This window comes from Lishizhenia sp. (assembly GCF_033720595.1).
Classification (GTDB): Bacteria; Bacteroidota; Bacteroidia; order Flavobacteriales_D; family Crocinitomicaceae; genus Lishizhenia.
On record NZ_JAWWCF010000068.1, the window covers coordinates 1 to 13,993 of the forward strand.

At 38.1% G+C, this 13,993-nt stretch carries 9 protein-coding genes; 5 read left to right on the plus strand and 4 right to left on the minus strand.

Translation table 11 applies throughout. The annotated features are described in order from the left end of the window. The 3 genes from R3333_RS06655 to R3333_RS06665 all read left to right on the plus strand — a co-directional run. Window positions 1-1,094 (plus strand): hypothetical protein (locus R3333_RS06655; protein ID WP_318958007.1); only part of this gene is annotated, 1,094 nt, incomplete at its 5' end. 6 nt (window positions 1,095-1,100) lie between these two features. Further along, complete coding sequence (locus tag R3333_RS06660; RefSeq protein ID WP_318958008.1) at window positions 1,101-3,248, plus strand: hypothetical protein; 2,148 nt, start codon at window positions 1,101-1,103, stop codon at window positions 3,246-3,248. Window positions 3,249-3,259: 11 nt separating this feature from the next. After that, window positions 3,260-4,537 carry a hypothetical protein gene (locus R3333_RS06665; protein WP_318958009.1) on the plus strand — a complete coding sequence of 426 codons (1,278 nt, stop codon included), beginning with the start codon at window positions 3,260-3,262 and terminating at the stop codon, window positions 4,535-4,537. 4 nt (window positions 4,538-4,541) lie between these two features. Here R3333_RS06665 and R3333_RS06670 read toward each other — a convergent pair whose 3' ends face one another. Genes R3333_RS06670 through R3333_RS06680 form a run of 3 tightly spaced genes read right to left on the minus strand, consistent with a single transcriptional unit; the run spans window position 4,542 to window position 10,217 of the window. Further along, entirely contained in the window at window positions 4,542-5,900 is a 1,359-nt protein-coding gene (locus R3333_RS06670; protein ID WP_318958010.1) for a hypothetical protein, read from the minus strand. Window positions 5,901-5,912: 12 nt separating this feature from the next. Next, entirely contained in the window at window positions 5,913-6,920 is a 1,008-nt protein-coding gene (locus R3333_RS06675; RefSeq protein ID WP_318958011.1) for a hypothetical protein, read from the minus strand. Window positions 6,921-6,923: 3 nt separating this feature from the next. After that, window positions 6,924-10,217 carry a DUF4573 domain-containing protein gene (locus R3333_RS06680; protein WP_318958012.1) on the minus strand — a complete coding sequence of 1,098 codons (3,294 nt, stop codon included), beginning with the start codon at window positions 10,215-10,217 and terminating at the stop codon, window positions 6,924-6,926. Between the two features lie 38 nt (window positions 10,218-10,255). Between R3333_RS06680 and R3333_RS06685 the strand changes: the two genes are divergently transcribed. Beyond that, the gene (locus R3333_RS06685) at window positions 10,256-11,950 is read left to right on the plus strand and encodes a hypothetical protein (protein ID WP_318958013.1); all 1,695 of its coding nucleotides are present in this window, start codon (window positions 10,256-10,258) and stop codon (window positions 11,948-11,950) included. 3 nt (window positions 11,951-11,953) lie between these two features. Beyond that, the gene (locus R3333_RS06690) at window positions 11,954-13,477 is read left to right on the plus strand and encodes an Hsp70 family protein (RefSeq protein ID WP_318958014.1); all 1,524 of its coding nucleotides are present in this window, start codon (window positions 11,954-11,956) and stop codon (window positions 13,475-13,477) included. A 96-nt stretch (window positions 13,478-13,573) separates the two neighbouring features. On the opposite strand, the gene R3333_RS06695 is transcribed toward R3333_RS06690, so the two are convergent. After that, window positions 13,574-13,993, minus strand: a 420-nt coding sequence (locus R3333_RS06695) for an OmpA family protein (RefSeq protein ID WP_318958015.1), incomplete at its 5' end; no start/stop codon positions are given.

The window sequence follows — 13,993 nt, forward strand, 5'->3', positions numbered from 1 at the left end:
GAGAAGGTGATTCTGACGGCGATTTACCGAGTATGTCTATTGATGAATCACAGGTGAAAGCTGTTCCTTCACAGGAAGAGAGTGAAAAGGAGGCCATTAAGCGAGCGTTAAATGTTTTGAAGGTTAGTCTACAAACTCCAAGAGATAAGGTGGTGGCTGAGTATCAACAGCATAAAATGGAAATGATAGACTTGGTTAATTCTAAGTCGGGAAACATTGCTGAAGTTGCTAAGGAAGAGCTGGTTGCACTTGAAAAAGCCGTTAAGGTTTTGGTAAAGGATGTGAGTGAACAAGAATTGAAACCTGAAATTTACGGAACAAAACATAAAACGGCGAAATCCAATAAGTCGAGCTCAGGAGGAGGTATTAAACCTATCGTTTGGGTGTATGCATTTATTGGAATTCTTGTACTTGGAGGAGGTTATTTCTTAATGTCAAGTGGAATATTTGCCAACGATGATCAAAAGGAATTACAAAAAGCGAAATCTTTGATAGAAGATAGTCGTGATTGGCGTGCGGCAGAACCAGTTTTAACCGAACTACTGGAGAGCTCTGTAGACGAAGAAGCACAAATGTATCTCAATATTGTTAAAACAATGAAAAAGGATGAGGTCGAAGACTTCAAAAACAAATTCATTGAGCATAAAAATAGAGGTGAATTAATTGAAGCTGAACATTACTTTAACCAGTACAATGAAATCGTTCCTATGATTAAGAATGATAATGAGTTGTACGTAGAGTGGTTAAAAGTGAAAGGTAATTTGGATGAAATGAAATTGGCTTTTCAATCTGCTATTGACTCTGCCAAAAAGGAAATTAGTATTGCTGCTTTTGATCAAGCAGAGAGTTACCTGCAAAAAGCCAAATCTATTTATCCAGGTTCTGCTGAGGTTACTCCTTTGAGAAAGGAAATAAAAAATATGAGAATAGCCTATAAAGGTTGTTACAAAAAGATGGCAGAAGCTGACGCCATTGTGATGTTATATGCTCCGGGAGAGTCGGAATATGAAAATGCAAAGAAAATGTACCAGGATATTCTTAATGAATGTCCAAACATTCAAGAAGCTAAGGATAAGTTAAATGCATTGAAATAACGTACTATGAAATATCTATTACTACTATTATTTGGATTTACACTGAGTTGGGGAATCGCACAATCTGAAACAGAGATAATTAAAGAGGCGGTGTCGCTGAAGTCAAAAGCTGATAATGCGTATCAATCGGGCGACTACAGAACTGCACTGTCTTACATCAATCAAGCTATAGGGAAGCTGCAGAGTATCAACAAGCCTGCCCCGAAAGCGATGACGGATTTAAAAGGAAAGATTAATACTGCGATAAGTAATCAAGAAAAAGCTGCAGAAATAAAGAAGAAAAAGCAGGAATACGATGATTACCTCCGTAGAGCCAAATCCAGTATTTCTAATCAAAATTATGATCAGGCGAGAAGTTATTTAAATAGTGCGTTGGATGCCTATTCGAGCGGATATGAAGCTAAACGTTTACTGAACGAACTAGACGAAATAAAAAACAGAAATGAGGCTTCATCCTTAGTAAGTAAGGCAGAGCAAGCATTAAATGATGGTGATAAGCGTGAAGCTTTAAGGTTGTATGAGCAGGCAAAACGATTGAATAGCAATGGTGTTTCTCGATATACTATCCAAGAGATAGAAAACGATATAGAAAACTACGATAGGTTAACAAAGGAAGCTGAAAATCATTATTTCGAGGGTAATTATCAAAGAGCTTTAGAGGCCTTAAATAGAGCAAAGCGATACATGACTTTAGAGAGGGATGATGTTGATTTAAGAGATAGGTCTAACTACAAACTCCACCTGGAAAAAGGGGAAAGTTACATGCGCGATTACAACTACGCTGCTGCGGAAAAAGAATTTGAAACTGCAAGTATTTATGCTCCTTCATCGAAGAGTTCCGAAATCAAAAACAAAATTAATAATGCCCGTTATCAGAAATTCATTGAATCAGCGCGTTACGAGTTTGATAATGATAACATGGAAGCGGCACGAACGGCTATTGAAAAGGCAGAAAACATTAAAAGTCTGGACAGTGAAGGGAGAGAATTAAAGCGAAAAATTTATGAAAAGCTAGAAGATATAGTCTGGGCTTCGAAAGACTACCAGCGTTATTTAAATCTTTATCCGAATGGAAGGTATGTTGCAGAAGCTAAACGCGCATTGTATGTGTTTAATTTTAGTGTGGGTGAATCGAATAGGAAATCGCACAATTATGAAAGAGCGATTAGTTACTATAGAGCAGCTCAAAAATATGCAAGTGCCGAAAAATATGCAGAAATCAATAAAAAAATAGCACAGACACAAAGATGGGAACGTGCTGGAGGTGGCACAGAGCTGGATTTCAACTTTGATTTACCACTTGGTTTTGCAGCTACTTCTTTAACCACTTACGATCTATACAACTTCAGCTACTTAGTGGAAGATGAAATTGGGTCAACAAACTATATCGGTGATACTGGAATGGGTTATACCAAACATTCTAAAACATCTGTGTTTACACCTATATCTTTTGGTGTGGATTTGAATACTCCAATACGTATTCCCTCTGTACCTCCATTAAGAGTTTATGCAGGTCTTAATTTCACTTCTTACTCTGTGTTTAACCTTAACCAAATTGAAGCAGTTCAAGACTATGAGATTTATAATGAAGGAGATGTTTATGAACCTACCGGTGAAACAATAGTGGATAGAGATACGCTTTATTTTGGACTGTATAGAAATGGAACCAAGTTTACACAGTTTTCAGGGAAATTAGGAGTAACTCTATTAGATTTTCTTACGGTATATGTTCCTTTTCAAAAGCTTGCGCTCAATGTACAGCCAGGTTTACCTTGTTTAGAATGTTCAGAAGAAGAGGTACAAGTTGGTCAATTTGGTGTAGGGTTAGGGGTGAAACTAGAATATACTACGAGTTATTTTACCTTCTCTGCATTCTGGGAAAATTGGAATAAAAACTTCAACAAAAGCTTAACGAATAACGTGATGTTTGATGGAAGTACTGCAGGTTTAGGGATGTTTAGTCCTAATGCTTTTTCTAGAAATTTAGGAGTCCAAATGGCCTACAGGATCAACAGTGACTTTAGTTTTGGATTGAGGTATGAAAACCCAGTGGTGAGAGGAGAATTTAGAGGAGACGGTTTTGTTAACAAGGAGGTGCATAGCTTCTCTCAACATCTTATTAGAGCACGATTAACTTATAATATTTCCCTTTAATTATGGCACAGATGAAAATAAAACTACTACTTGCATCTATGGCTTTAAGTCTGGGTGTAACGGCTCAAACAACTTTTGGAAACGACCTTATGCGCAGACCTATTAGTGCGCGTGCAGCGGGCTTAGGAAATGCTTATACAGCTGTGGTAAATGATGCTTCGGCAATGTATTGGAACCCTGGTGCTTTGGGAATGTTGCGTTATTCTTCCATTAATATTTCAGGTTGGATGGGTAAGAATTTAACTTCTTTATCTGAAACTAGCTACGGTTCTGTGTATGGGTTTGAAGATGCTACGGTTGAATCGAAGATGAAATTTGGATTCAACGAATTTTCTGTGGCCGTTCCTATTCCTTTTGATACTTATTCTGACTTCTACGTTGTTCCGAGTTTTTCCAGAAGAGAATCAGCAAATGTGGGTGCTTTTGAGGAACTATGGACTATTGAAAGACAGGATGATAATTTTACGACAGCCACGGAGACGATACAATTTGTGCAAGGTGGAGGAAGAAAAGAAACTTCTTTCGGTTTGGGGTTTGGAATTGGTGAAAATATAGGGCTTGGTTTTACATATAATGTTTACGGTGGAGAGTTAGATTATTACATGAATCAAAAGTTTGAATATGGATTCGAAAGTAGTGAAGATGAATTTACTGAGGCTTATATGTATAGCGGTGCATATTATTCATTCGGTTTTAGGGCCTCAACACAAGACGCCTCAGACAGTGAGTTTGATTTATACGAAGACTACGGTGAAGGTGTTGATTTCGGATTTACATTGACTTTCCCGCATCAACGTCAAACAATGTATACCAATGACCTACAGGGTGAGATGACCGTTTTTACAACGGAGCCGGCTAGAATTACTAGTGGATTGGCTTTTCGTTTGACAGACAACCTGTGGTGTTTAGATATGAGTTATGTAGATTACTCCAATGATTTTACAGTCTATAAACAAGGTCCAATGGGACATATGGTTGCTCCAAATAGTAATAGTTTCGATAATATGTTAACGCTTTCTATGGGGTATGAATATTATAAGATGTTTAGATTGGGGTTAATGGGGAGAAACTATCAATATAGAGACGAGGACGGTTTTCAACCTTGGACGGCTACCATAACAACAGGGTTTACTGCTAATTTTTCTGAGACTGTAGTGTGGGATGTAACAGGTCAATTCGAAATCTTTAACCGAGAAGAATTCATCGATTACGGAGATGGAGAAACCTTAGATTATAAAGGAGCGGTTTTTAATCTTTTTTCAACATTGAGAATTATTATTCCTTACTAGGTTATTATAAATAATAAGCCTTGCTCTGGTTTAAGTCACTAATAGCTTTAAGTACGTTGTAGGGTAAAGTATAAGCACTATTAGAGAAATAGCGGTATTGAGAATCTGAACTACTATAGGTGCCAAAACTATCGTAAAAGCTATCGAAAGTGCTTTTTGGTATGATCAGTTCTTCTTCTAATTTTTTAAGTTTTCCTAAAACATCATCGGTGCTGTATGGAACATTAGGGAATTGAACAAAAGCATAGTAGGAGGTTCTTTTTTTCGGTTGGTAGTATAAAAAACCTTTGGTGTAATTGTACCCGCCTCCACTGTAGCTTCCTTCCACAGTGTTGTCTATGAGTTGATAGTTGATTTCCTTTGTTACGAAAAGCATATTCGTAAAGCTGGTAGATTTTAAAGAAAGTTTTACTTTGTTCGTTCCATTAAGGCTACTTTGTGTAAAGCTATTCGCTCTCAATTCATTGGTGAGAGAGTCTTTTACAACAAAATTGTAATCCACCAAACGGCTTAATGTTCCAGTTTGGATATACGGTTGAAAATATTCTTTTTCAAAACTTTGTTCCATTTCTATATCTGCATGCAGCAAGGTCGTATAATAGTAATAGTGGACGTTTTCATCGTAATTTGTATACTGTGTACCATGCCATAGCAATTCGTCTCCATTACCACCTAAGAATACATTGCTGTAATGAATTCCTTTACGAAAAGATAGACTTTGTTTGCCATAACTATTTTTCACCCTAACATTCGTAACATAACTATTAAATTGTTGGGCGTTTTGTGAGTTAAAGGAGATGGTGGATTTATCAATTTTGTTGACAACATATTCACTCGGAATAGTGAATATCATGTATTTATTTCCATAGTAAACAAAGTAGCTTTTTTCTGAACTACTTGTGGTGAGCTTAGCCCTTTCAATGATATACACTCTTCCTTCTTTCAGTTTACCCAGTTTTGCAAGTGTACTTCTAATGGCGGGTTCGTAACGCTCCATTTCTTTTTCCTTGGCCAGTTTGGCTGCAGCTTCTTTTTGTAAAGCAGCTCTTTCAAGTTGTTGTTGCTTTTTGTCAGCAAGTTCTTTTTTTCGAGCGGCTGCAGCTGCTTTGTCTTTGGCTTCTTGGTCTATTGCAGCGTTAATTTTACTGCGGAGTGAAATCATTTCTCCAGGTATATCCATTCCTTCTTTTTTTATGAGAGAAATGGCATTGTTTATTTTGGTTTGCGCAGATCTGTAATTGCCATTATTATATTCAGTTTGCGCTTGGTTTTTGAGTTCCACAGCCTTTAATAAATTAGATTGTGCCTGAACCTGAAAAACGAGAATTAAGGAAAGTAGTAGTAAGAAAAAAGTCTTGGGCATTTTGGAGTGTAGTTAATGCGGTGAAAAATTTATAGTGACCTCAGAGGGGGTAAGTACGGTTATTTCTTCGTACGTCGTAAGGATGTCATTATCTTTTATATTATTGGCTGTAACAAATGGGATTCGAACGTTTCCTACCCAGCGATAATCTGAATAAGTATAGGTGTAAACTTCATTTTTAGCGCTCGTCATTTGATATTCTTCCCCCACTAATAAATTAGTTTGTTTGTTGATCCAAATTTGGGTTTCGTTAGGGATGCGTTTTCCTTTACTGTACAAAGAGTCTCTTTTTACCTTTAGTTTGTAACACTCCTGATTGTTGAAATATTCAGTACCTACATAAGTTATTTTTGTACCTTTCTCCTTGTAGTCAACGTAAGGGTTAAGTCCATCTTTCGATCTTATTTTTTGGTTTTTTTGTTCATCTTCTTCAGAGTATTTAATTCCGTCAACGGAGCTCATCTTGTACCATGATTTATATCCATCATAAGCGAAGGTGTATTTAAAATCATAATCTCCAGAACTTGTCTCAGAAGTAATAATGTAATTACCATTTTTGAGGTGAGTCATTTCGAGAATTACGATTATACCGTTAGATTCTGACTTCCACTTCCTGTTCAATCCATAAATATTATTCCAGGCAGCAGTACCGCCGGTTGCATCTATATATTTGTCTATAATAAGCTGTGCAGAATCTGTGTATGATGTGTTTTTCTTCGGGCTTGTTTTAATAGCTGTAGGCTCACGTTTATCGCTTTGTACCGTTGTAGATTTTTGTTTGTCCAGCTCAGTTTTGATCTTCTCTTTTAGATCGAGTACACGTGAGGGAGCATCCATTTCAAGTCCTTCCAGAATGGATATAGCATTGTTTATCTTAACGAATGCTTTTTTGTATTGCTTTTGCTCGTACAGTGTTTGTGCTTCGTTTGTTAAATCGAGCACGTCACTTACTGAACCTTGCGCAAAAAGGTTGAAGGCCAAAAACAATGGCAGAACGAGGAGAATTAATTTCTGTATCATATTTTACCACATTGTATCACCAAATCCACCAAAGTCGTCTTCAGCAGGTGCTTCCTTCAAACCGGCAGCGATTAATTCATCATCACTATAGTAGCTTTCTAATTCAGAAACTGTAAAGTGATTGGCCAATTCTTCAAGGTTAAAATGGTCTTGTAATTCGTACAATTCAAAGCCTGCATTTACCAATTCACCACAATCAAAGCCTGCATCTACTAATTCGTCACAACTGTAGTAACCCTCTTTCAATTCAGAGGCATCATAACCTCCCTCTTTACATTCTGATGCCGAATAACTTCCATTCAACTCATCTGCGTTATAAATCCCATGTAGTTCTCTTGCTTCATAAGAACCATGAATCTCATCTGCTGCATAAATATCATGAATTTCATTGGCTTCATAATGTCCGTGTATCTCCGAACCATCGTAAACCCCATGAATTTCTTCAGCTGTGTATACTCCATGAATATCTTCGGCCGTATAAGTTCCATGAATCTCACTAGGCTCGTATTGTCCGTGAATGTCCTCAGCCGTGTAATATCCGTGAATTTCATCCGGTGTGTATGTCCCGTGAATTTCTTCGGCAGTGTAATACCCATGAATTTCTTCGGCAGTATAAACCCCGTGAATTTCATCAGCACTGTATACGCCATGTATTTCCTCAGCTGTGTATACGCCATGAATCTCGTCAGCAGTAAATACTTGCTGACCAACAGTTGATGAAAATGCGGTATCGGTTCCTCCACTTCCATCATACATTTCTTGGGCTTCGTATACACCGTGCATCTCTTCAACGCTGTAAACATCTTTTAAATCCACGGAATTGTATACTCCGTGTAATTCTTCAGCGCTAAAGGTACCATGCATTTCCTCAGCGGTATAAACAGGAGCTTCGCCTCCTAAACCAGACATGTCTAAAGGTCCGCCTTGCCCACCTGAACCTAAATAAAGTTCTTCAACACTGTAGGCACCTTTCATTTCATCTGCAGTGTAAACACCGTGTAAATCTATGGCGGTATATACGCCATGTAATTCATCTGCGGTATATACTCCGTGAATATCTTCCGCCTTATAACCGTATCCTTGCGGTCCTCCGGGATAAATATCTTCGGCGGTGTAGACTCCATGAATATCTTCGGCAGTATAAACTCCGTAAATGTCTACGGCTCTAAATACTCCGTGAATATCTTGAGCACTATATACGCCGTGAATTTCCTCAGGAGTATAGATTGGTCCGTTTAATGAATAAATGTCTTCAGCAGTGTAAACCCCGTGAATTTCTTCAGCAGTATAAGACCCGTGTATGTCTTCAGCGGAGTAAACCCCATGTATTTCTGCAGGTGAGTATACTCCGTGTATTTCATGTGCCATATACACCCCGTGAATATCCATAGCTTGATAAACTCCATGAATGTCTTGGGCAAAATACACCCCATGAATATCTTCAGCCTTGTAGACTCCGTATATTTCATTTGCTGAATAATGACCGTAAATCTCATCTGCGGTGTAGTATCCGTATATTTCATCGGCAGGATAAACGCCATGGATATCTTCTCCAGAGTAAACTCCGTGAATATCTGCAGCTGAGTATACCCCGTGAATTTCCTCTGGGGTATAGACTCCATAAATATCTTCTGCTTTATAGACGCCATAAATTTCAGCTGGTGAATAGACGCCATGAATCATATCGGCAGAATAGCCTCCCTCGTAAATTTCTTTTGGGGTGTAAACTCCATGTATATCTTCAGCAGTATACACTCCAACAATTTCATGGGCTTCGTACACCCCATGAATATCTCTTGCTTCGTAAACTCCGTGTATATCGTGAGCTCTGTATACTCCATGAATTTCTTCAGAGCGATATATCGGGTAGATATCCTCAGCTGAGTACACCCCATAAATGTCTTCAGCAGAGTAAGTTCCATGAATGTCTTCAGCTGTATACACTCCATGAATCTCTGCGGGAGAATAGTATCTATATATTTCTTCGGCACTAAAAACTCCGTGAATATCCTCTGCCGTATAAACTCCGTGAATTTCTTCTGGAGAATAGACCCCATGAATATCCTCGGCTGAGTATACTCCGTGTATGTCTTCGGCGGTGTAAACTCTATGAATTTCAGCCGCTGGATAGAATCCATGTATATCCTCGGCAGAATAGATGCCGTATATTTCTTTAGCAGAGTATACCCCGTGTATATCCTCAGCGGTATAAACTCCGTGAATTTCTGCAGGAGAATATTCTCTGTGAATTTCGTCAGCCGAATAAACTCCATGTATTTCCTCTGGTGTATAAACTCCATGTATATCCTCGGAAGAGTAAATGCCATGAATTTCATCTGCGGTATAAACTCCATGAATATCACTTGCTGAATACGAACGGTGAATTTCTTCAGCAGTGTAAACCCCGTGAATTTCATCTGCGGCGTAAATCCCGTGTATCTCATCGGCTTGATAGATCCCATGAATTTCCTCAGGAGTGTATATTCCATGTATTTCTTCTGGACTATATGCTTTGTGAATTTCTTCGGCAGAGTATACCCCGTGAATCTCTTCAGCGGTGTATACCCCTTGGATATCTTCGGCGGAGTAAACCCCATGAATTTCCTCAGGGGTGTATACCCCATGAATTTCTTGAGGGCTAAATGATCTGTATATTTCTTCTGGTGAGTATACTCCATGCAGTTCTTCGGCTGAGAATATGCCGTGTAAACTATCCGCTTTATAAACCCCATGGATTTCCTCAGGTGTGTAAACCCCATGAATTTCTTCCGGACTATATGCTCTGTGAATCTCATCTGCGGAATAAACACCATGCAGTTCTTGTGCGCTGTAAATACCGTGTAATTCTTCAGCTTTGTACACCCCATGTAATTCGCTTGCAGAGAAAACACCATGCATTTCGGCTACAGATAGACTGCCTTTTAATTCACTGGCTTCGAAAACGCTGTGTAATTCCTCTACACTGTAGGCTTGGGCTAGATCTTCTACACTGTATACATCTTTAAGTTCAGCTGCACTATGACTTGTACGTAATTCTTCAACAGAATAAGTACCATGGAGTTCTTCTGGAGAATAAACGCCTTTAACCTCAGTACCGTCAACTTCCCCATGTATCTCGCTAGCATCAAAAGATGGTTTTAGTTCATCCAGCGAATACGCGGTTCGTAATTCTGTGAAAGAATAGTGATTTCTTAACTCCTCAACAGTGTAAATATCTTTAAGATCACTCACTGAGTATCCGTTCTGCTTCATTTCTAAAATAGATGCAGTACCCGTATTGGTTCTAGTAGTAGCCATATTCAGATGTATTGTTATTTTTGTGTAAAAGACTCGCTATGAAGGCAACCTCGTCATTAACAAAACTACGAAATATTCATAAGGAAATAAAAAAGTTAATTGAGGATATCTCTATCCAAAATAATGCTAATTATTTATTTCAACCCATTGAAGATCTTTGGCGCACTTCGGAGGAAAGTAAGTTAAGAATAGATGTGTTGATTGTTGACAAAGAAAAAGAGATAGCTTTAGTTCAACGATTAATTTCAGATTTTTCATCTGCTGAGCTGGAAGAGCTTAAGGAAAAGGGAAAAATAGAGATAGATCGAGGTGAGATTAATTACAGATTACATGACGAAGAGCATTTTCCTGCAAAGAGTACGAAGTCTTTACCGTACTTATTGAAAGTGATTTTATGTAATCCAGAAGGTCAAGACAAAGAGGATTTAAGCTATTATTTTCAACGCTTTGCGAAAGAATCATCTTTAACTTTCGTAGCGGGAGGAAGTAAGGAGTTTCAACGTTGGGCGAAATCCCAAATCGTTCGTATGACGTGGAGGGTAAATCTTGTGGATGAGGATCAAAACCTTGCCGAGCACCTTGCTAAATTTATTGAGGAAGCTGATTTGGTTAACCTTATTGCAATGAATTTGGGTACCCGTAAAATACTTAGTGCAATAGAGTCTACTATAGAAAATGAATATAAAGATTTAAGCGCCAGAAAGATATCCGTTCAAAATGATCACATGAAGCTCAAGAAAATGGGTGCTCAGCGTGTTGGGCAAAATTTATTCTCGAGTTTAAAATCTAATTTACAAAGAAGTTTTTCGGAGTTTGAAAATGGTATTAACGAGCGTTTTGGGGAGCTTACTAAAAACCAACCCGGTTCGCTTTATGCATTTATCGTCGATCAAATAGATGGTATCCATCAGTTAGAAGAGGTAACTGCGGGAGGAGAAACGAAATACATGTTGCCCAGCGCTACTTTGGTTGAATTGGAAACACAAGCGAGGGCAGGATTTGAAGAGCATTTACAGCATGATGTAGCTTCTCTGAACGATTATCTTGATATAACCATAGACGAGGTTAATCACTCCTTTGATGAAAATGATTTAAGCAATTTTAATGTTGCGGTACAAAAGCTGAGTAAGGCCGATGTTCAATTAATGTTGAATGATCAATTTAGGTTTGATAAACAACATGAAGCCAAACCTCTGAAGAAAGGTTTTATGAGTTTCTTTAGTGCGGTGAGACAGCCGTATATGATAATTATCATGATGGTCGGGATCTTAGGTAGAGTAATACCTGATATGAATCTTTGGCAGCAATGGTGGTTTATTGCTATTATTATTTTAGCGCTTGCAGGAGGATTATATTTTGCCATTAAAGGTGCACAGAAAAAGAAACAAGAAACAGAAGCTGAAGAGTTGAAAAAGGTTTCGCAGTGGCTGAAAGCTGAATATAAAAGAATTTTCTCAACAATAGAAAAGGATTGGAAGTCAAAGTATTTTTCACATGCTAAAAATCAATTTTCTGAGATTTTACGTCAGTTAGAAATAGACTTAAAGAATTATCAACAAGATAGATCTGAAAGTATTTCCGAAGAAACTAATCTGACACAACGTAAGATTCAAACCTTGGAAACTTTCGATAAAAAATTAAAAGAATCGCAACGTCAAAAAGCGAAAATAACAACAGATTTAAGTAGCTTGGGAACAGAACTCAAACAGAACTTTTTAAAACTTGAACTTTAATATATGTTAATAGGAATTGACCTGGGTACAACCTTTTCATTGGCAGCGACAGTAGGTCGTAACGGGGAGCCAATATTACTTCCTGATAATTCCAACAAGAACTTATTTCACACTCCTTCGGCTGTCCATATTGATGGAGACACTGCCTACATCGGTAATGTAATTGAAGCCCGATTAGAGCAGAATCCAGGTTTACCCGTAATTCGGTTTTTTAAGAGAAGTTTTGGTGAAAAAAAACCGTTGTATATCGATAGTGATCAAACGCCTTGGTATCCCGAAAGTTTGGCAGCATTGATCTTAAAGAAATTAATGATTGATGCGGAAACCTATACTTCTCAACCCGTTGAAGGTGCTGTAATTACTGTGCCCGCCCATTTTAATGATAAGCAACGTAAATGTGTATTGAATGCTGCATCTTTGATTAATTTAAAGGTGTTAGCACTTTTGGAAGAGCCTATTGCTGCGGCTATGCACTATGGGATAATGAATAAGAAATACGACAAGACCATACTCGTTTATGATTTAGGTGGAGGTACATTTGACGTTTCTGTTTTGACCATGAATGCAGAAGGAATTTTTGTAATGGGTAAGGATGGTTTAACAGAACTTGGAGGAAAAGAGTTTGATGAGGCTATTGGTCAAATAATTCTTGAGCAGTTTAAAGAGGAGCTTGGTTATGACCTCGTTCTTGATGCTAGAGGGCTGCTTCATTTAAGAAGAATTTCTGAGGAAATTAAAGTAGAGCTCTCTGTACCCGGAACAACGTTCGTGGAGAAAGTATGTGTGCTTGGGAAGCATTCCATGGAAGTGCACATTTCTCGTAAAGGTTTTGAAAAAGCTATTACCTCCCTAATTGAACAAACTGAGGAAGTTGTACAGCGTTGTATTAAAAGTGTTGGGATAGATAATGTAGATGTTGATACGGTTATTTTAGTAGGAGGGTCTTCTATGATTCCCTTTATTAAAAAACGTCTGAAAGCCTTGTTTAATGGAGAACATCAAGAGATACATGCTCACGAACCTATGAAGGCTGTGACATTTGGGGCAGCTTTACATGCTGTTCAGCTTTCTGGGAAGAAAGTTGATTATGAAATACCACCTGAATTAAGAGGGGTAACAGGTTATAACTTAGGAGTTCGTGCTATGAATCCAAAAACAGGAAGAGTAGTAATTGATAACTTGGTAAAGAAAAATATGCCGTTGCCTTCTATAAAGGAGAAAACGTATTACACGACAAGTGAAGATCAAAAGCGTATGCGATTGGAAATTATTCAGTACCTAAAAAAGGGGGAAGAGGAACAAAGCCTTGGAAACTTAGTAATAGGTCCATTGCCCTCCAATCAGGCGAATTACCCGATTAATGTGAAAATAGAGAATAGGAAAGATGGTACGGTTTGGTTTAGAGCAGTTGATCCTAATTCAGGGATGGAAATAGAAAAAGTATTTGGAGATGATGAAGAGGGGGGAGGTTCACTTACGCGTCAGAAGGCACTTGTGAATTCAACCATCATTATAGGCTCTGTTTAATAGGATTTTTAAAGAAAAGATAAAGCCCTGCGCGCATACACAGGGCTTTTTTTAAGTGAGCCATTTAATGGAAGAACAGTTCATCAAACGCTAAACCTACTGTTTGACGACCCTAAATTCTGTCCTTCTATTTTCTTCGTGTTCGATGTCTGAACAATACACACCTTCGACACATTTGTTAATCGGTTCACTCTCACCGTAGCCTTTCCAAGTTAATCTATCTGGATCAATACCTTTACTGATGAGGTAGTCTACAACAGACTTGGCTCTTCTATTAGATAGGTATTGGTTGTAATATCTTTTACCACGCACATCCGTATGTGATCCCAATTGAATTTCAATGTTTGGATTATCTTTTAAGATTTTAGCCAAACTATCTAGAACTGGAGTCGCATCTGCACGTATGTTCCATTTGTCGAAATCATAGTAAATGTTGTTTAAGACAATAGGTTTGTTAATGATGATTTCTTCCATTTCGAAATCAGCATATAGATCTGTAGAATAACGTAATCCTAC